This is a genomic window from Methanobrevibacter sp., assembly GCF_045586545.1.
Taxonomy (GTDB): Archaea; Methanobacteriota; Methanobacteria; order Methanobacteriales; family Methanobacteriaceae; genus Methanocatella.
In genome coordinates, this window is the sequence record NZ_JAZNAN010000101.1 from 1 (window position 1) to 25,381 (window position 25,381).

The 25,381-nt window shown below is 34.4% G+C and carries 24 protein-coding genes; 5 read left to right on the plus strand and 19 right to left on the minus strand.

All coding sequences use genetic code 11. The features are described 5' to 3' along the window. Positions 1–2 precede the first annotated feature (2 nt). Positions 3–344, plus strand: a complete 342-nt coding sequence (locus ACKI3D_RS07650) for a nuclease (RefSeq protein ID WP_407393423.1) — start codon at positions 3–5, stop codon at positions 342–344. A gap of 28 nt (positions 345–372) precedes the next feature. On the opposite strand, the gene ACKI3D_RS07655 is transcribed toward ACKI3D_RS07650, so the two are convergent. The 13 genes from ACKI3D_RS07655 to ACKI3D_RS07715 form a co-directional block, all read right to left on the minus strand. Continuing rightward, positions 373–3,120, minus strand: a complete 2,748-nt coding sequence (locus ACKI3D_RS07655; RefSeq protein ID WP_407393425.1) for an AAA family ATPase — start codon at positions 3,118–3,120, stop codon at positions 373–375. Continuing rightward, entirely contained in the window at positions 3,117–4,358 is a 1,242-nt protein-coding gene (locus tag ACKI3D_RS07660) for an exonuclease SbcCD subunit D (RefSeq protein WP_407393426.1), read from the minus strand. The genes ACKI3D_RS07655 and ACKI3D_RS07660 overlap by 4 nt, the downstream gene beginning before the upstream one ends. Before the next feature lie 182 nt (positions 4,359–4,540). Beyond that, the gene (locus ACKI3D_RS07665; protein WP_407393428.1) at positions 4,541–6,055 is read right to left on the minus strand and encodes a helicase HerA-like domain-containing protein; all 1,515 of its coding nucleotides are present in this window, start codon (positions 6,053–6,055) and stop codon (positions 4,541–4,543) included. Beyond that, the gene (locus ACKI3D_RS07670) at positions 6,049–7,122 is read right to left on the minus strand and encodes a DNA double-strand break repair nuclease NurA (protein WP_407393430.1); all 1,074 of its coding nucleotides are present in this window, start codon (positions 7,120–7,122) and stop codon (positions 6,049–6,051) included. Before ACKI3D_RS07670 ends, ACKI3D_RS07665 begins: the two co-directional genes overlap by 7 nt. 64 nt (positions 7,123–7,186) lie before the next feature. Beyond that, positions 7,187–7,939 (minus strand): geranylgeranylglyceryl/heptaprenylglyceryl phosphate synthase, encoded by a 753-nt coding sequence (locus tag ACKI3D_RS07675; protein ID WP_407393431.1) that lies wholly within the window; start codon positions 7,937–7,939, stop codon positions 7,187–7,189. A gap of 116 nt (positions 7,940–8,055) precedes the next feature. Then, positions 8,056–8,202, minus strand: coding sequence for a 50S ribosomal protein L40e (locus ACKI3D_RS07680; RefSeq protein ID WP_058739021.1), 147 nt, complete (start codon positions 8,200–8,202; stop codon positions 8,056–8,058). A gap of 205 nt (positions 8,203–8,407) precedes the next feature. Further along, positions 8,408–9,133: a hypothetical protein gene (locus tag ACKI3D_RS07685; RefSeq protein ID WP_407393433.1), complete on the minus strand. Its 726-nt coding sequence runs from the start codon at positions 9,131–9,133 to the stop codon at positions 8,408–8,410. Positions 9,134–9,157: 24 nt separating this feature from the next. Beyond that, positions 9,158–10,033 (minus strand): toll/interleukin-1 receptor domain-containing protein, encoded by an 876-nt coding sequence (locus ACKI3D_RS07690; RefSeq protein ID WP_407393434.1) that lies wholly within the window; start codon positions 10,031–10,033, stop codon positions 9,158–9,160. Between the two features lie 11 nt (positions 10,034–10,044). Continuing rightward, positions 10,045–10,959: a toll/interleukin-1 receptor domain-containing protein gene (locus tag ACKI3D_RS07695; protein ID WP_407393436.1), complete on the minus strand. Its 915-nt coding sequence runs from the start codon at positions 10,957–10,959 to the stop codon at positions 10,045–10,047. Between the two features lie 143 nt (positions 10,960–11,102). Beyond that, a complete protein-coding gene (locus ACKI3D_RS07700) occupies positions 11,103–13,073 on the minus strand; it encodes a hypothetical protein (protein WP_407393437.1) in 1,971 nt (656 codons plus the stop codon). Positions 13,074–13,103: 30 nt separating this feature from the next. Continuing rightward, positions 13,104–15,170, minus strand: coding sequence for a hypothetical protein (locus tag ACKI3D_RS07705; protein ID WP_407393438.1), 2,067 nt, complete (start codon positions 15,168–15,170; stop codon positions 13,104–13,106). A 528-nt stretch (positions 15,171–15,698) separates the two neighbouring features. Further along, complete coding sequence (locus tag ACKI3D_RS07710; protein ID WP_407393440.1) at positions 15,699–16,229, minus strand: DUF367 family protein; 531 nt, start codon at positions 16,227–16,229, stop codon at positions 15,699–15,701. After that, positions 16,230–16,895: a hypothetical protein gene (locus ACKI3D_RS07715; protein ID WP_407393442.1), complete on the minus strand. Its 666-nt coding sequence runs from the start codon at positions 16,893–16,895 to the stop codon at positions 16,230–16,232. A 107-nt stretch (positions 16,896–17,002) separates the two neighbouring features. On the opposite strand from ACKI3D_RS07715, the gene ACKI3D_RS07720 reads away from it, so the two are divergent. Beyond that, positions 17,003–17,536, plus strand: coding sequence for a nicotinamide-nucleotide adenylyltransferase (locus ACKI3D_RS07720; protein WP_407393443.1), 534 nt, complete (start codon positions 17,003–17,005; stop codon positions 17,534–17,536). Positions 17,537–17,584: 48 nt separating this feature from the next. After that, on the plus strand, positions 17,585–18,022 hold the full coding sequence (locus tag ACKI3D_RS07725; protein ID WP_407393445.1) for a molybdenum cofactor biosynthesis protein MoaE: 438 nt from the start codon (positions 17,585–17,587) through the stop codon (positions 18,020–18,022). 178 nt (positions 18,023–18,200) lie between these two features. Here ACKI3D_RS07725 and ACKI3D_RS07730 read toward each other — a convergent pair whose 3' ends face one another. Together ACKI3D_RS07730 and ACKI3D_RS07735 are read right to left on the minus strand one after the other, a co-directional pair. Then, positions 18,201–18,407 carry a molybdopterin-binding protein gene (locus tag ACKI3D_RS07730; RefSeq protein WP_407393447.1) on the minus strand — a complete coding sequence of 69 codons (207 nt, stop codon included), beginning with the start codon at positions 18,405–18,407 and terminating at the stop codon, positions 18,201–18,203. A 24-nt stretch (positions 18,408–18,431) separates the two neighbouring features. Next, a complete protein-coding gene (locus ACKI3D_RS07735) occupies positions 18,432–18,638 on the minus strand; it encodes a molybdopterin-binding protein (protein WP_407393449.1) in 207 nt (68 codons plus the stop codon). Positions 18,639–18,796: 158 nt separating this feature from the next. On the opposite strand from ACKI3D_RS07735, the gene tsaA reads away from it, so the two are divergent. Then, positions 18,797–19,282 carry a tRNA (N6-threonylcarbamoyladenosine(37)-N6)-methyltransferase TrmO gene (gene tsaA, locus ACKI3D_RS07740; protein ID WP_407393450.1) on the plus strand — a complete coding sequence of 162 codons (486 nt, stop codon included), beginning with the start codon at positions 18,797–18,799 and terminating at the stop codon, positions 19,280–19,282. Between the two features lie 38 nt (positions 19,283–19,320). Here tsaA and ACKI3D_RS07745 read toward each other — a convergent pair whose 3' ends face one another. Beyond that, positions 19,321–20,349: a M42 family metallopeptidase gene (locus ACKI3D_RS07745; RefSeq protein WP_407393452.1), complete on the minus strand. Its 1,029-nt coding sequence runs from the start codon at positions 20,347–20,349 to the stop codon at positions 19,321–19,323. Positions 20,350–20,439: 90 nt separating this feature from the next. Next, a complete protein-coding gene (locus tag ACKI3D_RS07750; protein WP_407393453.1) occupies positions 20,440–21,513 on the minus strand; it encodes a Coenzyme F420 hydrogenase/dehydrogenase, beta subunit C-terminal domain in 1,074 nt (357 codons plus the stop codon). Positions 21,514–21,761: 248 nt separating this feature from the next. Here ACKI3D_RS07750 and ACKI3D_RS07755 point away from each other — a divergent pair, with 248 nt between their 5' ends. Continuing rightward, positions 21,762–22,520: a 4Fe-4S binding protein gene (locus ACKI3D_RS07755; RefSeq protein ID WP_407393455.1), complete on the plus strand. Its 759-nt coding sequence runs from the start codon at positions 21,762–21,764 to the stop codon at positions 22,518–22,520. Here ACKI3D_RS07755 and ACKI3D_RS07760 read toward each other — a convergent pair. After that, positions 22,515–24,023, minus strand: coding sequence for a flagellar protein (locus ACKI3D_RS07760; RefSeq protein WP_407393456.1), 1,509 nt, complete (start codon positions 24,021–24,023; stop codon positions 22,515–22,517). The genes ACKI3D_RS07755 and ACKI3D_RS07760 overlap by 6 nt on opposite strands. Before the next feature lies 1 nt (position 24,024). Beyond that, complete coding sequence (locus ACKI3D_RS07765) at positions 24,025–25,071, minus strand: ribonuclease H-like domain-containing protein (protein WP_407393458.1); 1,047 nt, start codon at positions 25,069–25,071, stop codon at positions 24,025–24,027. Positions 25,072–25,381 lie beyond the last annotated feature (310 nt).

The following is a 25,381-nucleotide window of genomic DNA, read 5'->3' on the forward strand; positions in this document are numbered from 1 at the left end:
GTATAGATCAAAATAATGAATATCCTCAATTTACAGAAAAATTATATTCAAAAGTTGAATTCTTATGGAAAGAATCAATATCCGGCTCCTATGAACATGCAGGCGAAGGATTTTACAAAAAAGTGGACAGAATAATCTTACTTTCAGGACTTTATAAGGACAATAAAGAGACTTTTGAAGCATTGCTCAATGCTGCAGAGAAATATGATATTCCTATCGTTTTAGTCAGGCCTCTAGGTCTTGAGGAAGTTCCGGAAATACTGGAAGAAAAGGCAGCCACAATTGTGGGCTGGAATGCAAACTGCATCATTGATTCAATTAAAGATGCACCTGAAACAATGTAAAAAAAATTAAAGAAATAATGTAATTGAATTACATTACCACTTTTGAAATACCATTTACTTTTTCAACTTTAATTAAATTATCGGCTGCGTTTTCAAGTTGAGCCTCATGGGTTACAATAATCATTTGAGGAAGTACGGACATGTCCTTTAATAAATTAATCAGTTCATGTCTTCTGGAAGCATCCAAATGAATTGTAGGCTCATCCAATAAAATAGTATCCAATTCACCATTGGCCATTGCCTGAGTAATACCAAGTCTTAAAGCCAATGCAATTGCTATTTTTTCACCACCACTGACCATGGTCATGGATGATTCTCCTTCAGGACCATAAACAGTAACATCATATTCATCATCCAATGTTAAGTCAGAATAATTGAAGTTGAATTCATTGAAAAATTCTTTAGTATATTTCTGGATTAACGGCCTTGAAATATTTCTTAAATCCCTTTGAATTCCATTTTTACTGTATAAATTCCTAATATGATGCAACAAATTGATATAATCTGAAATGTCATTATATTCCTGTTGGAATTTATTAGCGAGTTTGATTTTACTATTCAACTCTTTGATATAATCAATTAATTCATGAGCCCTTCCTTTTAACTCGAACAAATCAGCACTAATCTTGGAATTTCTTCTTTCATACATTTCATGGCGAACAATAATCTGTTCATATTTATCCTCATCATATGAAGAAGCATTGAGTTTGTTCACAAGAATATCGCTTTGATTAATTGAAACACCCATATCCTCTTTTATTGAGTCAAGTTGAGCCATATGTGCAGGCTTGTTTTTAACAAATCCTTTAAGCTGATTATATTCCTCATTTTTCTGTTTCAAATCAGTGATTCTGTTTTGAAGTTCCACATTACTGATATCTCCACTTAAATGAGGATCCTGTTCAATAGCTAGCTTGATATTCCTTACATGATTGTCAATGTCATTTCTGATTTGCTTTAAGTTGAATTGAGCTTCAGTTTCACTTCCTAAAACTTCAAGAGCACCATTGGCCTGAACAAACAAATCATGAGCCTCCTTATAAGATTCCTTTTCGGTTTTCTTATTGGCTATAACTAATATGAGCTCGCCCAATTTGTTTCCGATATAATCTTTTCCTTCAAGGCCCTCATCAATTTCATTTAACCTTGACAAATTATTTTCTAATTGATTGAATCTTTGTTTGTATTCAATTATGCTTTTAGATAATTCTAGAATTGATTCATTTTTAGCTTCAAAGCTTTCTTTGTTTTTAGAAAGTAGGCGAAGGTTTTCTTCATTTTCAGAAATTGATTTTGTATTTTCCTCAATTTGAGATTTGTATTGATTTATTAAATCTCTTTTCTGTGTAGGACTAATATCTGATTGACAAACTGGACATTTGTTGTCGATGCCTTCCAATTCACCTAAAGGTTTCTCATTGGCTTTGATATTCTGTTTGAATACCACAATCTCTTCATTTTTAGCAGTGATTTCACCAGTTAAATCTTTAATCTTATTGGAAAGTGACTTCTGGAAATCATTTGTAGATTCCTCAAGATGATTGAAATCATCAATTTTGCTTATGGAATCTTGGTCTAGGCCATTATCAGCTAATTTATCCTTAGCTTTTGAGAAGAAATCCTCAATAGCATTTCTTTCAGTTTCAATTTCCTCTAGAAGAACTTTTTTATCTTTTTCAAGCTTTGCCATAGTGGCCAATTCTTTTTCATAATTAACTTTCTGATTTTCCAGCTTAGTGATTTCCTCATCTGAGGATAAAAACTTATTGTATCCTTCACGGTTATCTGAAATATTCTGCTTTTGAACAGAAATTGACTCCAGTTTTTCTTCAACTTCGCTTTCTTTATCCTTTAATTCTTTGATGCTGTTAACGTCCTTTTCAAAATCAAGATACAAATCCAGTTTAGAGACATACTTTTCCAGTCTTTCAATTTGCTCTTCGGCTTCGCGAATCTTATCCAAATTATCCTGAACAACATGTTTGTCATGTTCCAATTTGGCATAGTTTTTCTTTTCGGTTTCAAGATTAAGAACTAAATTATCATAGATTTCCTTTTCTCTTTCCATGTTTCTTTTACTTTCAGATATTTCGTCGAGCAATCCTTTTACTTCTTCAAGCTGATTTTCAAAATCATGGCCCTTATCCTTTAAGGATTCAAGCTCACTTTTTTTCTTATTATACTCTTCGACCAATTCCTGAGAGTTGAATAACTTGCCTTTGAGCTCTGAAAGTTGTTTTTCATACTCTGTGATGAACGGCAGCAGATTCTTCCAGGATCTCTCCAACGAATCTATGCCCAATAATTTTGCGATTAAGAGTTTTTTCTCGGCAGGTGTCTTGTCCACCAACTCTGCAATCTCGCCTTGTCTGATATAAATCGCATTCAGGAACAAATCTGAATCGATGTCCAAAATTTGATGGATTTGGGTTGCTACCTCCTTATCCCCTGTGCAGAGCTTGACGTAATTTCCATCAGTTGAAGTTTTCTTGAATAGGGATGACTTCAAATTGGATTTCTTTTCACGCAATATCTTATATTGTCTGCCGTTTGAATTGAACTCCAGCTCTACAGCCATTGACTGTGCGTTATTCCTGACTAAATCATCGATTTTTTTACCGGTATGCTGTTTGAATAAAGCAAAGCTTATTGCTTCAAGGATAGTTGATTTTCCAGCACCGTTTTCACCTACAATAACGCTTATTCCTTTATCAAAGGAGATGACTGTATTTTCGTGAGACTTGAAATTGAGCAGTTTTAATTTTGTGAAAATCATTTTTCAACCTCCCCTAATGTAAGTTGAATATCCTTGGAATCTTCATCCGGGACTTCATCCTTTTTAACCTTTTCAGTCTTGAATTCTATTTCCTCATCTACATGATGATAATGCTCTTCATAGAACTGATTAATCAGATTTCCAGATTCCTCAAGCCTGTCTTTTGAGAGATATTTATATAACTCAACGCCCAATACGTTTACATCCTCATTATCATAAACGTTAAGCTGTTCTGTGAGAAGCTCTTCAATGCCTACACGACCTTCATGCACATCTGTATCACTGATTATATCATCCTTAGTATTGAATTTAGGCCTAATCATTAAAGCCAAATCACCCAATTCCTCGTTAATCATTTCATAAACCATTTTGGTATCAGATTCAACATTGTTGATGGTCAAATCAAGAATAGGCTCATTGTCAAAATCTTTAATAATCTCTTTGATTCCCGCAATGCCGCTTTCCAGATTGTTGTAGTCAAGAGATCTTTTCATGAATTCACGGGATATATCCACCTTGACCCTTTTTACAAGCGGTTTTTCACCGTCAAAGTCAACTACAACAAAACCTTTACCATTTTTTTGATAATCTTCTACTTCCTTGGTTTTCCAGATTTCACTTGAACCCGGATAGACCAATCTGCCTTTTCCAAAGCTATCATTGACATAATTGTGAATGTGTCCAAATGCATAATAATCAAAATTATCAGGAATATCTCCAATCTCAAGTTCGTATTGATAACCGAAGTATTTGTCTACTCCCTGATGCAATACCAAAACTGATTTTTCATAATTTTCAGCCTTTTGAGACAATTCCGCTAATTTAGACTTTAAGACATTGCTTTGAGATGACGGATAGTATGGCAGTCCCGCAATAAACAAATCTCCATGAGTGTAATGGGGATTGATTGGGCTTATTACCTTAAGGCCTAATTTTTTAAATATTACCTGTGGAGGAATTGATCCCTTTCGCATTACAGAGTCATGATTTCCCGCAATTGCATACATGGGAATGCCTGCACCTTTCAATTTAAGCAATCCTTTTTGAAATACCAAAAGCGCATTTGGTGATGGCCTTGCAGTTTCAAACAAGTCTCCGCTATGTATTACAAAGTCTACATTTTCTTCAATTATTTTATCTATTACCTTTTCAAATACTTCATAAAAGTCTTTTTCTCGCTCAAATAAACCAAATTGGCGATAACCTAAATGAGTATCTGCTAAATGTGCAAATTTCATTATATTACCTTTTTAAATTTTTTGTATATAACCAATTTAAACACTGTTAAAAGTATTTAATTGAGTATAGTTTATTTGACTGTATATTTAATAGTTTGCCTAGAGAGCATTTGTAAAGTAATCAAAATTGATTTTTGAATGTAAAAATTAGTTTTAATAAAAAAATTAAAAAAAAGTTGGGATTAATAGCCATATCCCAAATCATTTAGTTCTTCTTCAGTTTTCCTAATTTCCTCTTCCTCTTTCTCTTTGAAATTTGCAAAATAAGAAGCAATGTCCATGTCATCACCATGCTGGCGACCTTTGAACTCATCGATTTTAACAAGTGTAGGAACCTTGCTCATTAGACCTAAAACGATAGCTTCTCCAACATTTAAGGAAGGAAGTTGGTTAACTAAATCCTGCGATAGGCTTTCACTGGCAGACTGAACATGCCTTTGGTCTTCAGGTTCGACAAGCCTCAAGATAATCATGTTGTTCATCTGGGATAATGCATCATGGTCAACTGTCTTTGGAGATTGGCTGACTAAGCATAGCCCCAATCCAAATTTACGGCCTTCACGGGCTACACGTTGAATCATCCTTTTAGAATCGGAATCACGTTTTTTTGGAGCCAAAATATGTGCTTCCTCAAGTATGAAAAATACGGAATTTTTCATTAAATCTTCCTTATTTCCAGTGTGGGCGGCATCTTTTGATCTTTGAAGTGAATTTCTCAAGATATGGCTGACCAGTACGCTTGCGACATATTCATCGACTTGGCTTAAATCCAGGACATTGACATGTGCCGCCTGAATATTGGAGACAATATTAGGTGCATTTTGATAGAACAGATTGGAATATTTTATTTTTGCATCCAAAATCTTGTTCATCACATCAACCATTGACTTATCCACTTTCGCTTCTTCATCATTAACACCGGATTTGACCTCAAGGTAATCATACATGATATCCAGGAAATTGATTGTCTCGCTTGTGCCCTTGCTTAGCTCATCATTTGCATAATTGAATGCATCCCTAAAGTGCCTTTCCTGAATTACAGCATTGCTTGGAATATTCATCAATTTTTTCATTTCATAGAATTCCATGTATTTAGGGTTAAGCTTAGGTTTTATGACATTAACGTCCCCATTCGGAAATTCAGCATTGACATATTCCCCGTGCATGTCAAAAACAAAAATTGGAACATTATAATTCAACAGCTGATCAATAAGAACAGAAACTGTATTTGATTTTCCAGCACCTGTCATTGCCAGAATGGCCAAATGCCTTGACAAAATTGGATTGGCTTCGACATTAACCTCAACATCACTTTGATTAACTAAAGTACCAAGCTTAATAGGGTTTTTGACTTTAAAGATTTCCTCCAGAACATCCTTATCCGCCAATTGAATTTCAGTTCCCGGAAGAACAGGGGTTCTAGGCAATTTCAAATTGTCATTAACATCACCAAGAATCTTGACTTTGCCCCTAATGTAATTGTCTTCAACTCCAATTCTTGAAATCTTTTGAATAGCTTTAAAGTCATTTATATCTACATTTAAAGCATCATTTCCACGAATGAGATTTTCAATCATTCCCAAAACTTTCTTGCCGTCGTATTCTATAGTAACATATTCGCCAACTTTCGGCATCTTATCTGAAATGAATGTGACTTCAGTAAGTGAGGTTTCTCCAACACAAATTCCAACTACCATGACATCACTTCCCTATTGGTTGTTTCATAAACTTTAGCAATCTTTAACAATTCCTTTATATTCCTATCAGTAATTACAACATCATTATGAGCCTTATTTAAAAGATAAGGGTATCCTTGAACTGATAGGACATTTATCTTTTTAATCAAGTCAAATACCTCTTCTTTTGAAGCTTTATAAGGCAGTTCAACTTTCAATACATTTTTATTGTCCTGAAATCTGACATAAAAAACCGTAAACGTTAACCCTTTAAAAAAGTCGTTGAAATACGGAAATGCCGCTTTTTCATAAACACTGCGATATTTGATTATGGACATTCCCTGCTTTTGGGTAAACTTATCCAAAAATGCAATATCCGGAATATTCCAATGGAACAGCTCATTGTCCGAGGAGGTTTTGGATATTGATATTATCTTTTTTCTATACTGTAAAATCTCCTTTAAGAGAATAATCTTTTCAATAGAAGCCAAATGAAGATTGTATTCCTCAATTTTATTGAAATCATCATTTTTTGGCATTTCCACCAGTTTTAATGAATCCCTTATTTCTGGAAATACCAGTCCATATTTCCTTATGGACAATCTTCTCTCGAATTCATTCAAGACGGCATCATCTAAATTATCCCTAATATTTGATGGCAATTTTGCGCCTTTCGGAAATGCATTCTGAAGGTCTCCCAAAATAGATCCGTCAAACATATAGTAATCCACATTATATTCCTTCAGGGTTCTCAAAGCACACTTCAGCTCATAGATAGCCATATAATTGCTTAAAAGTTCATCCAAAAAGGATACGTTCGGAACGTCAAATATGTCTGAGTCTTCAATCTTTTTTATTTCACCATCGTAAATTATTGATTCTGCACCGACTGCACAGAAGTTGGATGTGAGAAATTTCTTCTTATTGAAACTACCGTCTCCAGCGGCAATTGTAAAATCGTCAGAACTATCTTCAATCAGTCTATCGAACCAATTGTATTCAAGCTGAGATTCAACATTGCTGTCTGAGTCAATAGCATGAATGAATCCTCTTTTAGCGATGGCTTTTTCATATAGTGAATTTAACATAATATCTCCTATTAACTATTATGTTAAAGGGTTAATAAAAAAATATGGTGAGAGCAGTTGTAAACTACTCTAGTGAAGCTTTTCTAACAGCTCCAGTCAATTCTTGAATTTTAGCTTTTACATCATCAACCTCTTCTACAACAGTACCGGTTACGATGATGTCTCCACCGGCTTTTGCTGCCATATAAGCTGCTTTACCGTCACGGATTCCTCCTCCAACAACTAAAATGTTTTTAGGAGCAGCCCTTTTAGAATAAGCTACCATTTCTGGTGGAACCGGCTCTTCAGCACCGGAACCTGCTTCAAGATAGAAGAATTTGATTCCGAATAATTCCGCTGACATTGCATAAACAGCAGGTATCTTAGGTTTGTTTCTAGGAACTAAATTTGCATCTCCAACCCAACCGACAGTACCGCCTGGAGAAATTACCATATAGTGCATTGGCAAGATTTCCATACCGGATGCCTTTACGGCTGGTGCTGCAATTGCCTGAGCTCCGTTAATCCAATGAGGATTTCTTGAGTTTACATAGCTCATATAAAATATTGCATCAGCATATTTACTTACACTACTTGTATTTCCTGGGAAAATGATAATAGGAACTGCAATGTTTTCTGATAATATTTTACAGGTATTGTCAACATCATCACCATTTACAGTAGACCCTCCAATCATGATTCCATCAGTTCCACCCTCAATAGCTTGTGTAGCGATTTCCAAAGCTTCTTCAGGTGTTTGTTCGTCAGGATCGATTAAAGTGAAGTGTAATTTTCTAGTTTCTAATATATCCCTAATATAATTTTCAACGTCTTTCATAAAGATTACCTAAAATAAGATTTATAAAAAATGATATATTAAATTAATTGTTTTTAAATGAAAATTAGTTAAAATAAGTTTTATAAAAAATAATAAAAAAAGTTAAGAGAATAAATCTATCCTCTTGGTTCTTTTGCTTTGTATCTTAAACCTTTGTAACCGCATTTTCTACAGGTTGTAGCACCAGCAGGGTTACGAGCATTACATTTTAAGCAGATTTTAATATTGAACATTCTGTTTTCTGCTTCTTCGAATCTTGCCATTAATAACTCCTCCTATAATCATGAAAATTAATAATAATAAACTGTTATGAAATAAAAAGCAACTTTTCCGTATTCATAACTATTAATTAATTATTTTATTCTAATAGTATTTAAATGTTTAGTAATTTTGACTAAAAATACGGAAAAAAAATAAAAATAGTAAAAAAAGAGATTAGGTAGTACCTAACTCTCAATTTAATTTTTTCTATCCGAATCCAAAGTCGTCGTATCCTCCACCACTTGATCCACTTGATTTACTTGAACCACCGGAACTGCTTGATGAAGAACTACTGCCGAAACCAAAGTCACTGTATCCACTACTTCCAGAACCTGATGATGAACTGGATGAAGAACTGGAAGATGAAGATGAGTAAGTTGGAGTGTTAGCTTTTACAGCAGATTCTGTTTTTTCAACAGCACTGACAACAGAGCCTGAACTTGTATCATTAGTGTCATTGAATTTGATTTTGTCTGTCGGATCGTGATACTTGACGGTTTGCCAACATTGAAGCAGCAAATCCTTATCTGAAGATTGTATCAACAATGTATCATTATACTGAGTATTTTTGACAAAAACAGAATAAGTTCCATTTTTTTCATAAATGACAACATCATCCTCTTTTATTTTTTTGGATCCGGTTGCAATTTCGTTTTTAAGTTTTTTCATTTCTTTTACACTTGATGCAGCGGATATGTTAGAGCAACTGGTAATATTTATATCATCCTGTTTATCCTTATAATAAAATATTCCATTCTTATCAGCTTTAGATGTAGCATTCTTGTATTCCGGAACTTCCATATATGCTGATTTACTTAAAACGATTGTAGTATGTTCAGCTGCAAGTTCTCCCGGACCGCTAAATAGGAAATAAGCTCCAGTTATTGCAACTGCAGCAAATACAAGAATTATCGCAATATATTTTTTATCCATAATAATCATTCCCACTACTTAACTTCATAATTGAGCATCATCTTGAGCAATTATAATATTCTCCTCATTAACCAATTGAACATCTGCTACCTTAATGTTGTTGCTGCCTGATACTGCAGATCCGAATAAAAATCCAGAACTGACCTTTTGAGCATCTTCAAATGGAGTTTCTGTTGAATCGACCAGTTTACCTGATTGGTCATAGAAGTCAACAAGGATTACACATCCATCCTGCTCACCTGGAGCCGGAGAAATTGTTCCCCCTACATAATAGGAATAGTTCCAATCAGTACTTTCATTTCTAACATCATCAACATGGAAATCCGTGATTTTAAGTTTAACATCACCTGCTGTTATCTGGGAGGCATCTGTTCCACCACTTCCACCATTTAACGCCATATATCCTAAAACACCCGCAATAAGCAATAAAACAACAATGCCTATAATGACAGGGATTTTATGTGTTTTAACAATTTTGAAAATGTCCCTATCTTTAGATTTTTGTTTTTTTACTAATTCTGCAGTGTCTTCAGCTAAAAGATTAATTTTATCCTTAGGATTCGGATAAGCTTCAATCCAAGGTTTATTTCTTAAGAAAAATTCTAAACCGCCATCTAATTTTGATTCATCAATCTGATAAACCAAAATTGACCTTTTTTCTGCAAATGCTATGTCCACTTCATTGTTGACAAAGTTGGATTGCTTGGAGTTTTTAGAATACAGTAGAACCATGGCTTTAGATTTCTTGATTGCCTGCATGATTTCATCAACCATGTGGTCCACACCTGCATCACGGTTTTTAAGCCAGCAATCTAAACCCCTGTCCTCCAATTCGTCGCAGACATACTTTGCTGTGTCTAAGTCTCTTTCGTCATAACAAATATACACATCATGAGCCATAAAAAACCCCACTACTGTTCAATGATATTATCGCTTTCTAAGCTGTACAATACTTTACCTTTCTTGTCCTGCAATTCTACTGAAACCTTAGAAACGTCTTTTTTAGTAACGTCGATAGAACCTAGGATATTGCCTTCAATATCTGCTATCTTAGTGTCGCTACTATCAACAATTTTTCCGGCATCATCATAATAGTCTATATGAATCACATCATCTGAAGAATTGCTTAAATTACCATCAATTGTTCCGAATACAAAATATGCATAATTGTTGTCCCCATAGTCTTCCAAACCGACATATCCTATGGAGATTCCCGTTTCATTTGTCTCATCGGCACTCGAATCGTTGCCCATTCCACTGAAAAGCATGAACCCCGTGACAGCTATCAAAACAAGGACAATGCCAATTATCGGCAATTTATACTTTTCAAAAAAGCCTTTTTCCTTATGCGGAATGACTGGGGTTGGAGTATGTTCATAACCAAAGACTTCACCGTTTTCGACCTTTTCTAATATGCGCCTTACATCTTTAACCAGCTGGTCATAGCAGCTTTCAAGGGTTTTGTTTTTTTCCTTGAGGGTGCTTGGAGAGGCATCCAGCCATTGAGTATTTTTCAAAAAGAATTCCATCTTGTTTTTAGGAAAAGAATCATCAACCTTAAAAGATACGATTGGTTTGTTGTTTGAAAAGGCTGTGTCTATTTCATTGTTCACATACTCAGAGTCCTGTGCATCTTTGGAAAATACTAAAACAACCATCTTGGCTAAATCCAATCCATCCATAATTTCTTTAGCATAATTAGTGCCTGTTTTAATGTTTCTAGGAGCAATCCAACATTCAATGCCGTTATCTTCCAATTTTTCACAAACTGCTTCTGCAAATTCCGTATTTCTTGATGAATAACTTATAAAAACATCATGAGCCATGACTTCACCATTTTAACATGATTATATTATTAAGATATGATTTTCAAAATATATAAAATAATGGAAAAATAATTATCAAATAGAATTATTTGAGAAAAAATAGTTAAAAAAAAATAAAAAAAGGAATAAAATATCATTTCCAACTAGACTTTACGGAAATATTTTAAACCTTTTGTTGCGCTTTTCTTAATTTTTATATAGGTAGTCACTGATCCTTTATATTTGATGCTTACAGGCTTAATTATCACTTTATGCTTTCCAGCTGAAAAATCATTGGTTGAAAAACCCATAGCTCCGTTATAGGTTTTCTTTTTACCTTTGATTTTTTTGGTTTTAAGAGTGTATTTCTTATAAGTTTTGCCTGTGTAGATAAACACCTTAACTTTAATGCCGTTTACACCTTTACCTGTCTTTTTGTTTAAAACCAGGTAGGACAATAAAGAACCGCCCTTATCAACAACTCTTGATTGAAGCTTGAATTTCAAGGCAGTCTGTTTTACTACAGTAATGGATGAAGTCAATGTATTGAAGTTATAGCTGCCATGTTCAGCGCTTAATACAACTTTATGAGTCCCTTTAGACAAATCCTTGGTCTTGAATGAAGCAACACCTTTTGAGTTGGTAGTAACATTCACAATTTTATAAGTATTGCCTGTGTAAACTTTTAAGCTGATTTGCATATTTGCAATAGGTTTCTTATTCCCGGCGTCTATGAGAGTTATGGTCCAAACAGCACTGCTTTTAAGTGCAACAGTCACTTTGGAAGCACTGATGACAGCAGTTGCCTTTACAACTGTTATATTCAAATCTTTATCAACCGCAGTATGGTTTTCATCCGGTGTTGTGGTAACTCGAAGGACATACTCTCCAACATCCAGATTGGAAACGGTCAATGTGTTATCTTTGAAAGTGATATTGGCTTCAGTGTGATTGAGGACTCTGATATTTTTCTCTTCAATTATTCCACCTTCAACTGTAACCATGCATGAATGGGATTCCCCATACTTAAATGACATGCTGGTACTGAAAATGACAGTGGAATTAACTTTAAGTTTGGTTACAATGTTGTTGAACAGGTTGTCCGGCTCAAATCCATAAATCGCATCGCTTTCAGTCTCATTATACAAAACTGTAAAATTGCTTGAGGTAATATGGGATGTAGGGTTGCTGTAGATATCCCTTCCCCTTATAGCATGATTGTCTTTGAAGGATGACTTTTTGACATTGTTATAATCACTTAAATAGACTGCTCCTCCATAGGTGCTAGCATAGTTATTGTTGAAATCAGTCCCTTCAATGGTCAAGGTTTCACAATTGCTGAAAATTGCTCCTCCATTACTCATAGAAGCGTTATCACTTGCAGAAACATGATTTGCTTCAAATAAACAATCGGAAATTGTAATCTTTTTACCGTTGACGAAAACTGCACCGCCATTTTGAGCAGCATAATTGTCATAGAAAGTACAGTTTTTCACCAGACAGTTCTCTCCAATTAATGAGATAGCTCCCCCATTGCTCTGGGTCGCCTGATTCTTATTGAAAATGCAGTTGGTAATGTTACAGTTATTTCCTTTAATTACTACAGCACCGCCGTAGTTGTTTTTGGCCATATTGTTTCTGAATTCACAATCGGTTAGACTGCCGTTGCTTCCTTCCCAAAGAATAGCTCCAGCAGCACCATTATTTCCATCTATCAATATTAAATTGCTTAAAACAACATTGGAAGCCTTGGAATTTATATTGAAAAACCTCAAATCCTTATAGTTCAAATCGTTAGGTTTTAAAGTTGCTCCATCACCATATCCGATAATGCTGATTGTTTTGTTGATACTTATTGCGTCCTTTAACTCAAAAGTTCCGTTGAGTACAATCGTATCTCCTTCATTGGCCTTGTCAATTGCACTTTGAACATTGCTGTTGGAATCAACATAGTATACGTTGGAGCTGTTATCTCCGGCTTCATCTGCACTTATCGATTCCACATTGCATGAGTCGATTATTTCATTATTTTCAATTTGGGTTACAGCATTTGTTGAATTGTCTGCAGCGCTGGCATGCGAAATTGCACAGACACTTATTAAAATAATAAATAATAATGCTAATTTTTTATTCATTTTTATTCCTCATTTGAAAATATTTTCTGATTAGATTTGACGGAAGAATTTAGGACCTTTTGTTGCGCTTTTCTTGATTTTAATATAAGTTGTCACTGAACCTTTATATTTGATGTTTGCAGGTTTTATTATCACTTTATGCTTTCCTGCTGAAAAATCATTGGTTGAAAAACCCATAGCCCCTTTAAAAGTTTTCTTGTTTGATTTAATCTTTTTGGTTTTAAGTGTATATGTCTTATATGTTTTGCCGGTGTAGATTAAAACCTTAATTTTAATTCCGTTGATTCCCTTACCTGTCTTTTTGTTTAAAACCAAGTAAGATAATAATGAACCACCTTTACCGTTTACTCTGGATTGCAGTTTATATTTCAAAGCTGTCTGTTTGACTACCTTAATGGATGATGTTAAAGTATTGAAGTTATAACCGTCATGATTGAGGGACACTTCGACTTTATGACTTCCTGCAGCCAAATCCTTAGTCTTGAATGATGCAACACCCTTGTCGTTGGTAGTTACATTCACGATTTTATATTTGGTTCCGGTGTAAATTTTTAAGCTGACCTTTGTATTTGCAATAGGTTTATTGTCCTTGGAGTCAACGACAGTAATTGTCCAAGCAGAACCGCTTTTAAGAGCAACAGTAACTTTAGATCCACTGATAACAGCTGTTGCCTTTTTAACTGTAATGTTCAAATCACCGTCTACAGCTGTGTGGTTCTCATCCGGTGTTGTGGTAACGCGAAGAACGTAATCGCCAACACCCAAACCATAAACGGTCAGTTCATTATCTACAAATGTTATATTTGCTTCACGGTGATTCAGGACTCTGATATTTTTCTCTTCAATAGTTCCTCCTTCGACAGTAACATGGATAGGCTCAGGATGACCGTATTCAAAAATCACACCTGCACTGAACTTTACACTGGAGTTCAATTTAATCTTGTCAAATTTGTTATTTGAGTCTAATAACTCCTGAACAGGTATTCCATAAATTGCATCCGCAGTAGTTTCATTATAGTCAATCACAAATGTATTTGAAATGACATTCGGACAGTAATAGACAAGGTCATTTCCTAAAACTGCATCATTATCCTTAAAGAATGAATTTTTAAGGGTGTCATTTTCAGACAGGCTGATAGCTCCACCATATGCTTTAGGTGCCTTATTAGCAGTGAAATTACAATTATCAATAATCAAACCATTTGAAGCGCTGAATATTGCTCCTCCACCAGGACTCTTTTCATTGTCAAAACTATCTGAAACATAATTGGAATCAAATTTACAGTTAACAACTTTATTGTCGTCTTGAAGTACTGAAATTGCACCACCATAATCGGTACAATGGTTATTGGCAAATTCACAGTCACTTATAACACAATTGTCTGCCCATAACACTATGGCTCCACCATGGCCCTTTTCACCATCGGCAACATTGCCATTGAATTCACAGTTTTTAATATTGCATCCGGAACCGTTGCAAACAATGGCCCCACCATGCAGATATGCATAGTTGTTGTTAAAGGTAGAATCCTTTATACTGCAATTTTCACCTAAAATCAGTACTGCACCACCTATAGCGTTTGTACCTCTTGCAGTATTGTCAATAAAGTCACAATTTACTATTTTACCGTTATCTCCCTGCCAGGTAATAGCTCCACCCCATAGGAAAATGCCTCCAACGAACTTCAAATTGTTTAAGGCAACATTGGAAGCACCTTTTTCAATATTGAAAAATGGAGTTGTATATTCTTTGGATGAATTGTATCTTATCTCTGCACCATCACCCATTCCAACAATATTAATTGTTTTGTTAACGTTTATTAAATAATCACAATAGTAAGTTCCGTTAAGATAGATTGTGGCGCCTTCGTCAGCCGCATCTATCTCCCTTTGGATATTCCTATATGTATTATCATTCGAATCAAGTTTAACATCATCTTGAGAAGATTCTTCAATCTCAATTGTTCCATCTACAGCTTGAGTTTCCATATCTGTATTGTCCTGCGCAATCAAATCCCCGTCATCTGCTGCACTTGCATAGGATACTGCACAAAGGCTAATCAGAACAATCAAGAACAATATTAATTTCTTATTCATGTTATCAATCCTTTTAATAAAAATAAGGTGAAAAACCTTATTATTTAACTTTAACCTATTATCAGTATCTTTATTATAATGACTTGACATTACTTTTAAGAACTGATATGTCAATAGTTGCTTTGTAAAACCTTTTTACCGGTTCAACATTGTATTTTTTTACCATTTAATTGAATATTACCATTTTGCCTTTTTTAACTGTGCTGATAAAAGCAATTTTCAGCTGATTTCATTAAACTGTTGCCTTGAGTTTTATGGCATGACTTACTGTTAATTTTTTATTATATCTTTTGTAAAGGCCATTGTGGTAATTTGATATGATATTAATTAAATCTATATAATGTAAACTATTTATAATTTTAGAAAAAATCAGTTTATTATGGTAGTTAATTGAAAAAAGAATGAAAAATGTACAATTGATTTTACAAAAATTTTGGTGAATTAATTAAATCAATATTTCTTATTAACAGCAATCATGAAAAAAATTCTAAATTTAAAAACATCAAAAAAAAAGTAAATAAAAAAAGATTATTCCTCAGAAGTTATGCCTTTTTCTGAAAGAAAATCGTTCTGAATACGTACAACCTCGGCACTGGTATCCACTTCACTGTAGGCTTCAAGCAGTTCATGATTAAGCTCCAAGAAGGTATGTCCCCATTTAAAGCCATCCATCATCTTGCGAGCCTCATCTTTAAAGCGTGTAATGTATAAAGTGGCAGATATTGCCTCAACGGTCGACAATATGCAAGGCTTTCCATAATTAACAGGATTGGTAGCAATCAAAAAGGGAAGAGATCTGTGATATTTTGACAAGGCGAAGAATTTTTTAGAGCTTGTTACCTCATTCCATGAGCAGTCAAGCCCTACGATTCCTCTTCTGTGAACATATCTGTAGTCTTCATATGATACGGCCTTTTCAGCATATGGATTTAAGACAATAGCTCCTGAAGGAATCTTGTTTATGTCATAGACTAACCTGCATTTGCCCTGCTTTTCCATCTTGATGGAAGTGCATTTCTTCCTATCGCATTCATCCGCATGAAAAACCGTAATTCTCATCTAACCAGAACCGTCAAATGCTGAAGTGTTTCCTGCCTGATATTGGCGGATAAGTTCAATCTGTTCTGCAAACTGATCTTCAGTCAATCCAAACTCTTCATTTATTTTTGGAACGTTTTTGCTCTTTTTCAAGGTAATGCTTTCAAGCAAAGGCTGGAGATAATCTGTATATGACTGGCCGAAAGTGTTCATTGTAGAGTTGACATCTGAATCGGCATCAATAATCATATAGACCATATATCCTTGTTTTTTGCCTTGAGACTCACAGATAATGATGTCCATGGTATTGTTTTCATTTGCATCACTGTCATTTCCTGGAATTGCCTGGGTAAAGTAGATATTCCAGTCATTACCGTTATAGGTTCTCTGTTCTGGATTTGAAAGACCTTGGAACTCATAGATTTCCATTAAGGCAGAAGAATTGTCTACAGTGGAAATGTTATAGGTTATGCGATGCTCTTTATCCCTATAGGAATGCATGAATGATTCTGTATCATTGACGAGTTTCACTTTTCCAACAAATGTGCCCTTCATAAATTCTGTATCGAAATCAGTTGTGGCGGTGTCTTTTGCTGGATTCAATATTCCAGTGGCAAAGATTACGCCGGCAATGGCCAATACCGCTATAATTGCAACTGCTATTAAAATTATATTTTTATTTTCCATTTAACAAAACTCCTTGAATTAATATTATTATTTAAGTAAAAAGTCTTTAATATAAGTTTAGTTAAATATTTAAACATTTAAAATTACTTTGGTTTAAAGTGATAGATATGCAGAAAGTTCGAGGAATATTGATTGGTAGAATGCAGCCAGTTCATAATGGACATATGCAAGTGATTAAACAGATTTTAGAAGAAGTCGACGAGATTATCATCGGCATCGGCAGCGCTCAGCTAAGTCACGAATCTAAAGATCCTTTCACTGCTGGCGAACGTGTCGTTATGATGAGCCAGGCATTGGCCGAAATGAATGTTGACCCATCCAGATATTACATCATACCTATGCAGGACATTAATTTCAATGCCATTTGGCCTTCCCATGTTAAAATGCTGACTCCACCATTTTCCATTGTCTATTCCGGCAATTCTTTAGTCAAACAGTTATTTTCAGAAGAGGGCTATGAAGTCAAACAGCCTCCTCTCTATGACCGGCTACACCTATCAGGTACTGAGGTTAGAAGGAGAATTCTCGAAGATGAAAATTGGCAGGAACTGGTTCCTAAGGCAACTGCTGAGGTAATTGAAGAAATTGATGGTGTCGAAAGGATGAAGCAGCTGTCAATTAGGGAAATCAGTGACATATAACAATAGTTATATACTAAAAGATTATAATAATATACTGGAGATGAAATCATGGTTGTAAGAGTTATAGAAGCAAAAGAAGATAAAGTTACAATGGCCGATTTAATTGCAGATATCAAAAAATCCAGCAAAATCGATTATTCAGGAGCCATATTTACATTTGAAGGCATTGTCCGTGGAAAAGAGGACAACATGAACCTGAAAAAATTAATTTTAACTACATCTGACAAGGAAAAGACCCAAAGCGAAATCGAAAAGATTGTTGAAAACGTCAAAATCAAATACAATGTCTTTGAAATATCCGTAATCCATTATATCGGTGAATTCTACACTGGCGACATGTTATTTTTAGTTGCAGTTCTAGGCAATCACAGGGGAGAAACCCTTGATGCATTAAAAGAAGTTATAGAAACCGTAAAATATGATGTTGAATTTAAAAAAGAAGAGATTTCCGAAGAAGGTACAAAGACCATTCTTGCGGGAGGTTAAAACTTGATAAGTTTACTTTTCATTATCAAAGCAATATTATTGATTTTAATAATATATGCAATAATAAAAAATTTAAAAACACTACTAAAAATAGCTATAGTCTTATTTGCAATATTCGTATTAATAGGAATTTGGGGATTATAATCCCAACCCCCGGATAAAAAAACAGTTATTAGATTTATTTGCCGATGATTACTTCGGTGGATTTTATAATCGCAGCTACATCATCACCTTCAGCCAAACCTAATTTTTCAGCTGACTCTTTAGTGATAACAGCAGTAATGGTGTTAGGTTCTGTTACTTCGATTTTGATGTTGGCCATGACAGCCCCTTTGTCTACGCTAACGATTTTACCTTTTAATTGATTTCTTGCACTGAGTTGCATATTTTCATCTCCTTAAAATTATATTTATTTTCCAATGATTACTTCTGTAGATTTGATGATAGCACATACTTCATCATTTTCAGCTAAACCTAGATTTTCAGCTGATTCCTTAGTGATAACAGCAGTAATAGTATTAGGTTCTGAAATTTCTATTTTAATGTTAGCCATAACGGCACCAAGTTCGATATTTGTAATTTTACCATTCAATTGATTTCTTGCACTAAGTTGCATTTTTTCACCTCAATGTGTTTTCACAATATACTGTTATGTCGAATTGTATATAAATGTTTCGTTTTTTGGTAAAATAAGAATTTTAAAATCGATTACTGAAAATGCTTTATATCGATAAAATGAAATGTTTTTATGATATGAAAGGGAATATAATAAACATGAATATCGAATTAGAATCAATTGGTACAATTCATACACAATTCAAAGAAATTGAAGGAATGCCAATTCAGCCGACCGGAGCAAAAGGAATTGAAGGAACACTAGAGATTAAGGACAAATATGTCGACGGACTAAAGGATCTTGACGGATTTTCACATATTCACATAATTTATTTACTCCACAAGGTTGAAGGATACCTGCTTGAAGTGAAACCGTTCATGGACAATGATACTCATGGAGTGTTTGCAACAAGATCCCCTAAAAGGCCTAATAGAATTGGCATGAGCGTTGTTAAAGTTAATAAAGTTGAAGGCAATACCGTTTATGTCGAAAACGTTGATGTTTTGGATGAAACTCCATTGCTTGACATCAAACCCTACGTCCCTCAATTGTATGAAGATACAATCGATGAGTTAAGGATAGGCTGGTTTGAAACCAAACACCAAAAAGCGAAATCACAAAAGTCAGATGACAGATTCAAATAATCTTCATCACTATTTTTTAAAAAAAAGAAATTTTAAAGCTATAAGTTATTTATAGCTTCAGTAATTAATTTAATTGTATTTTCAATATCTTCCATACTGCATACGCTTACAGGAGTGTGGATATAACGGGTTGGAACAGATAAAACACCGGTAGGAATTCCTTCACGGGTCAAGTGAATTGCAGTTCCGTCAGTAGTTCCTCCATCACTTACTTCTAATTGGTATGGAATCTCATTTTCATCTCCAGCTTTAATGAGCATGTCTTTTACGGACTGTTGGGTTAGAATACCTCTTCCGCTTGCATCCGCTAGGATAATAGCTGGACCTTTACCCATTACCACAGGCGCTTCTTCAGGCTTGATTCCCGGATGGTCGCCTGATAATGTTACATCAAGCGCAATTGCCAAATCAGGGTTCAATTTGTATGAAGAAGTTTTAGCCCCTTTAAGACCTACCTCTTCCTGAACGGTGCCTACACCATAGACGGTAGCTCTTGAGTTTACCCTTTTTAAAACTTCAATCATTACATAACAGCCTACACGATTGTCTAAAGCCTTTCCCATAATCAAACTATTAGGATATTCAACAAAGAGGGAATTGAATGTCATCTTGTCTCCAATTCTAACCATTTTTTCAGCATCTTCCTTGTCTTTTGCACCTATATCAATAAACATATCGTCAGCTTTGACAACTTTGTTTTTCTCTTCAGCTTTGGTAACGTGAGGTGGTTTTGAACCGATTACGCCAACAATTGGTTCTCCAACAGATGAATGGACAGTAACGGTCTGGTTCATTAACATCTGATCGTTGATTCCACCAATGCATGAGAATTTTATAAATCCATTATCGTCAATGTATCTTACCATCAATCCTATTTCATCCATGTGTGCTGCAAGCATTACAGTAGGCGCCTTTTTTTCACCTTTTTTGGTGGCGATTAAGTTTCCCATACTGTCCTTTTCAATTTTATCAGCAACATCTTCTAATTCACGTGTAATAATTTTAGCTATTTCCTCTTCAGAACCAGATACACCTGGTGCTAAAGATAGCTCTTTCATTAATTCCATCGTATCACCAAGTAACTTTATAATTTTAATTATATTAAATTGTTTCTATATTATTCAAAAAAAGAAGTAAGGATATGCAAAAAAGCATATCTATCTGTTTAAAGCTTTAAAACCTATTGGTGTGGTACTGTATTTAGTTCCAGCCGCCATAATTACATCTTGGACTGAGGAAGTGAGTTTTGATTCTGGTCTCCAAGGTGCATCTTTATCCTGACCTACGATTGATACTTCATCAACGATTCCATTTTCAAGCAGATATACTAAAATGGCTGAAACCACACCCCCATCCTGACCTATTATTGAATTTGCTTTTACTGAATAGATTTCAAGATAGTTTCCAAGTGGTTTTTCATCAATGTCTGCCGGATAAATCTTATCGCTTACAAATGTTCTTGGACATGCAAAATAACATGCATGGCAATCATCATCACATGTGCCTTTCATAACAGGTTTTCTGCGATTGATATGGATAATATCCTTTGGACAGACATATTCGCATGCTCCGCATAAAACACATGATCCGACGCTTATAACATCATTCTGCAGGTTTTCAAATTGGCAAAGGCTTGATTCTGCAATAAATTCATCTTCAGTTATTGCCCTTTTTGACAACACCGGCCTTGCAACGGCTTCCCTTTTCTTATAGCGTTTAGTGTTTTTTGATATTTTCTGATTAGCAATCTTTTCTAGGAGCTTCAATCCTTTCTCAGGCATGATTTCTGTTGTAATATAACCTTTTTCGATTGCATCTCCAATGATTTCTTGTCCTTTTCTAGACCTAACAAGAACAGTAGAGTGCCCTTTAGGTGAACCAACAGAACCTACTGAAATATCTGCTACATCAGAAGTGTAGTCTGTACAGACATGACAATTCTTACGGGTGAAGGGTTCGGTTTCTGCAATAGGGATTGAAAATATACTACCATCAATCAGATAGGCAACAAATCTTCCTTTATCTATCCTAAATTCCTTTACTTCATACAGTTCTATGCCTTGATTTTTCAGATATTTCTCAAGATATGAATATGAAAAATTTTCCATGCAGAACAGACCAATTTTTACCTCAATAGGGGATCCGCCCGTTTGTTTTTCATATCTGTTGATTTTAGTAGCTGCCAATATCTGACAGGGTGTTCCTACCATTGCAGTTTTAATATCACTCACTTTTTTCACCTCTTTTATAGACCGGAAGATACCTTCCAACAATAATTATTTTGTATTTGACATATATAAAGTTTTTCTAAAAATTGAACAAAACCGAAATAGAAGATGTTAAAGAAGTTTTTAGTTTAAATTTTAAAAATCAATGAAAATCAAAATTAAACAAAAATACATCTATATGAAAATTCAGTGAAAATATATATTCGAAATCATTAAGTTACTAAAAATACAATATCAAAATAGGTGAGAGTATGACAAATGTAACAAAAATATTTTTCAGTCCATCAGGAACTACAAAAGAGGTTGTAGCACAGATTGCAGGCAACTTTGAAAGTAGCGAAGAGGAATATGACTTATTAAACTTTAACTCAACAAAAGAGTTTAATGAAGATGATTTGGTAATCATTGGACTTCCTATTTTTGCCGGAAGGCTTCCAAAAACAGCAAGCGAAAGATTGGCAAAAATAAAAGGGAACAATACTCCTGCAATAGCCGTAACCAATTATGGTAATGCAAATGTCGGCGATGCACTTTTAGAGCTAAGAGACATATTGGTTGAAAACAATTTCAATATAATCGGAGCCGGAACAACTATCAGCCACCATTCAATCTTTTCAAATGTTGCAGTTGGAAGGCCTGATGAAGATGACATTGCAAAAATCAATGAATTTGCCCAAAAATGTAAATCAAAACTTGAATCCGGTGAACTTGAAAATGTCGAAATTCCTGGTGAAAAACAAGGCATTGAATTAAAACAGCTTCCATTCCTTATAGGATGTGACGAAACCCTTTGTGCATTCTGCTATGACTGCGTTACAGTTTGTCCGGAAAAGGCCATTCCAGATGATGACCCTGTCGATACCGATTTCGATTTGTGTTCAAGATGCACTGCATGTATTTCAATCTGTCCAGAAGATGCACGTAGCTTTACTGGGGAAGCATTTGAAAGCAAAAAGCCAGTATTTGAAGAAGCAAACAGTGAAAGAAAAGAGCCGGAGTTCTACTTATAAACTCATTCTCTTTTTTGCCACGCTTCTTACATATTCATTTTCATCATTTAATGAAATTTCCTTTAAGACTTTTTTACTTACTATTTTTTTAACTGCCGCTTCGCGAACTCTCCATTGAGGCTCGTTTTTAGCAACATCAGTAAGATAATTCTGATTTTTAATAAGCGAAACGGCTCTTACTGAAATCGCTTCGGAAATTCCCTGTTCATAAATTTTCATCAAGCATTTTTCAACTTTGATTTTGTTTAATGCCTTAAGGGAAAACTCCTCATCCTCATTAGCAAGAACAATTCTGATTAAGGTTTCCAAATCTGTGATGTTGTCCAAAGTTGCCTTTCTGATGGAATCTATTTTGGCATTTTTCAAAATATTGATAAATGATTTTTCATCGCTAATGTGCTTCAAGGCTTCACTTGCTATCTCTTCATGAGTGGAATTAATTGCAATATATTCAAAATCCTTTTCTTCACAAAGGTTAGGGTTTGAAATCGCATGATTTCTCACAAACTGATCATCATCTTCAATTGCGATTTTAATTAGCTTTTCAGGGTTTTTTAAATTTGATACTGCAATTTGGCGGACAAATCTATCTTTTTCTGTGGAAATAATCTTTGTTAATGTGTCCTCATCGCTTATTTTTTTAACCGCTTCGGCTCTGACAATTTTATCGGAATCATTGAACGCAATTCCAGATAAAATTTGCTCATCATCTATTTTATTTACCAAATCCAGACGGACATCGGATTTTTGTGAATTCAAAACAATATTGTTTAGGATTTCGGGATTATCTATTTTATCAAATATCAAAGACCTTATTTTTGCATTTTCTTCCAATTTGGCAATTTCAGCTAATGACTCCTCATTATCTATCTTATTAATCGCAGCTTTCTTTACGGATTCATCCTTATCTTCAATAGCTATTTTTTTAAGAGTTTCCTCATTATCAAATGAGTCTTTCAATATTGCAGTTCGCCTAATATCCTTATCTTTTGAATTGAAAGCCAATTCAGTTAATATTTCCTGAGATTCTATTTTGTCTGCCGCTTCATTCCTATACCTTTTATCGTTGGCCTCAATTGCAATCCACTTAAGGGTTTCCTCATCTACAATCTTGTTGAATATTTCATCTACATTCGGATTTTTTTTAGTGTTTATTACGATTTCAGCAATTGATTTGTTGTTTTCGCCTAGCCTTTCCCATGCAAAACTTCTTACATCAAAAAATTGGGAGTTTTCAGCTGCATCCCTCAATAAATTTTCATCTTTTACCTTATTGATTGCAATCAGTCTGATTGCCCTATCCTTTACATTCTTAGACAGGTCCAGCGCTACATACTGGTCTTTTATTTTGTCGGCGGCTTCTGCTCTTTTAACCCTATCTTTATCGGTAGTGGCAATTTTTTTTAAAAGTAACTGGTCCTTATCAATTTTCAAATTATCTGGAACGACCGGTTTTTCCTGTTTTTCAGTATCTTTACTTTTAAATCTATCAAATAATCCCATTTTAATTTACATCCTCATACATTTTCTCTAAAAAGCTAGCGAGTGAAATAATATCCTGGCAGTTATGCTCAATTATAGGCACAACCGGCCCGATGTTATCCTGCAACAAATAAGTGTCATAATATCCGGGAATATATTGGCCCGGAACATCCTCTTCACGCTCGATTCCAAATATTTCCCGTTCGATTGTTTGCAGCTGGCAATTTGGAAGCGTATCCTTCCATAAGTTTTTTGCAAAATACATCAAATCCAAATGCGGTAAATCCAATTTCTGATTAATTCCAAGATATCTACATCTATTTTTTATAAACGGTACATCAAAACTCTTTCCATTGAATGAGACGTGTACCGAGTCTTCATCCAAGTGTGATAGATAGGCATCAATGATGTTCGGCTCTTCAGTATAGTCTCTTAGGAAATACTGTGAAGCGATGATCTTACTTCCCTTGATTTCTGCAACTCCAATCAATATTATTGGAACATTCGAAAGGCCTTTGGTCTCGATATCCATAAATTTGAAGTTTTCCGGTTCGGTTAGACTTACACATTTAATCAGATTATTCCTGCATTTTCTTGAATATTTATTGCTGTCCAGCAAATCCATTATCTCCCTAAATGACATGTCATCGATTTTATCAAGGAAATTTGATGCCAAATTTGAATATCTGTCGTGATTTTTTAAAGATTCTATAGTATCATAACCTTTATTCTTAAGATTCTGCTCTGTTTTAAGCCCAATTTTTGGGAGCAATTTAAGATTAGAGTTGATTTGATTTTTAAAATCATTATCTTCAAGATTAAAGTTAATCTTTTCCTTTTTGGTTATTTTTAATGCTTCACCAAAAGAAGTGGAACAACATTTGCAATCCATTACCTCTTCTAAGGATTTATTCTCATATCTGAATAGAAGTTTTTCTTTTAAATCTTCAAAATAAGAGGGAGATAATTTTCTAGCTTTTTGCTTTGCCTCTTCAGAAGGATTTGAAGAACTGATTGAACCCGCTAAAGCATTCCTTAAATAATCCTCAAAATCGTAATCATATTTCATTCAATTTAAATTTATACAATCTAATAATATATAGTTTTTTAATAAAGTATACTTGATAAATTATAAAATACAATAAAGTTTATATATGTTGATATCAAATATATTATTGGCTACATGGTAGCCAGAGAGATAGATTAAACAGCCAAATTTAAAATTCATTTCTCTAAAAACTTGTAAAACAAGTTGTTAGGTAGATTCCTATCTACCTAACCCATCCCAAAAAAACTTTTTTTAAATTACAAATCAAAAGCAACTTAGAAATCTTTATATTATTTTTTAAACAAACATAATAATAATTAGTTTTTTAAGG

What these genes read in the sequence shown, in the direction of transcription:
- ACKI3D_RS07655 (WP_407393425.1), bottom strand. Translation starts at nt 3,120, where the DNA reads ATGATTTTCACAAAATTAAAACTGCTCAATTTCAAGTCTCACGAAAAT.
- ACKI3D_RS07670 (WP_407393430.1), bottom strand. Translation starts at nt 7,122, where the DNA reads ATGTTAAATTCACTATATGAAAAAGCCATCGCTAAAAGAGGATTCATT.
- ACKI3D_RS07700 (WP_407393437.1), bottom strand. Translation starts at nt 13,073, where the DNA reads ATGAATAAAAAATTAGCATTATTATTTATTATTTTAATAAGTGTCTGT.
- ACKI3D_RS07760 (WP_407393456.1), bottom strand. Translation starts at nt 24,023, where the DNA reads ATGGGATTATTTGATAGATTTAAAAGTAAAGATACTGAAAAACAGGAA.
- ACKI3D_RS07730 (WP_407393447.1), bottom strand. Translation starts at nt 18,407, where the DNA reads ATGCAACTCAGTGCAAGAAATCAATTAAAAGGTAAAATCGTTAGCGTA.
- ACKI3D_RS07725 (WP_407393445.1), top strand. Translation starts at nt 17,585, where the DNA reads ATGGTTGTAAGAGTTATAGAAGCAAAAGAAGATAAAGTTACAATGGCC.
- ACKI3D_RS07685 (WP_407393433.1), bottom strand. Translation starts at nt 9,133, where the DNA reads ATGGATAAAAAATATATTGCGATAATTCTTGTATTTGCTGCAGTTGCA.
- ACKI3D_RS07675 (WP_407393431.1), bottom strand. Translation starts at nt 7,939, where the DNA reads ATGAAAGACGTTGAAAATTATATTAGGGATATATTAGAAACTAGAAAA.
- ACKI3D_RS07765 (WP_407393458.1), bottom strand. Translation starts at nt 25,071, where the DNA reads ATGAAATATGATTACGATTTTGAGGATTATTTAAGGAATGCTTTAGCG.
- ACKI3D_RS07690 (WP_407393434.1), bottom strand. Translation starts at nt 10,033, where the DNA reads ATGGCTCATGATGTGTATATTTGTTATGACGAAAGAGACTTAGACACA.
- ACKI3D_RS07715 (WP_407393442.1), bottom strand. Translation starts at nt 16,895, where the DNA reads ATGGAAAATAAAAATATAATTTTAATAGCAGTTGCAATTATAGCGGTA.
- ACKI3D_RS07705 (WP_407393438.1), bottom strand. Translation starts at nt 15,170, where the DNA reads ATGAATAAGAAATTAATATTGTTCTTGATTGTTCTGATTAGCCTTTGT.
- ACKI3D_RS07665 (WP_407393428.1), bottom strand. Translation starts at nt 6,055, where the DNA reads ATGGTAGTTGGAATTTGTGTTGGAGAAACCTCACTTACTGAAGTCACA.
- ACKI3D_RS07695 (WP_407393436.1), bottom strand. Translation starts at nt 10,959, where the DNA reads ATGGCTCATGATGTTTTTATAAGTTATTCATCAAGAAATACGGAATTT.
- ACKI3D_RS07745 (WP_407393452.1), bottom strand. Translation starts at nt 20,349, where the DNA reads ATGGAATTAATGAAAGAGCTATCTTTAGCACCAGGTGTATCTGGTTCT.
- ACKI3D_RS07735 (WP_407393449.1), bottom strand. Translation starts at nt 18,638, where the DNA reads ATGCAACTTAGTGCAAGAAATCAATTGAATGGTAAAATTACAAATATC.
- tsaA (WP_407393450.1), top strand. Translation starts at nt 18,797, where the DNA reads ATGAATATCGAATTAGAATCAATTGGTACAATTCATACACAATTCAAA.
- ACKI3D_RS07710 (WP_407393440.1), bottom strand. Translation starts at nt 16,229, where the DNA reads ATGAGAATTACGGTTTTTCATGCGGATGAATGCGATAGGAAGAAATGC.
- ACKI3D_RS07660 (WP_407393426.1), bottom strand. Translation starts at nt 4,358, where the DNA reads ATGAAATTTGCACATTTAGCAGATACTCATTTAGGTTATCGCCAATTT.
- ACKI3D_RS07755 (WP_407393455.1), top strand. Translation starts at nt 21,762, where the DNA reads ATGACAAATGTAACAAAAATATTTTTCAGTCCATCAGGAACTACAAAA.
- ACKI3D_RS07680 (WP_058739021.1), bottom strand. Translation starts at nt 8,202, where the DNA reads ATGGCAAGATTCGAAGAAGCAGAAAACAGAATGTTCAATATTAAAATC.
- ACKI3D_RS07720 (WP_407393443.1), top strand. Translation starts at nt 17,003, where the DNA reads ATGCAGAAAGTTCGAGGAATATTGATTGGTAGAATGCAGCCAGTTCAT.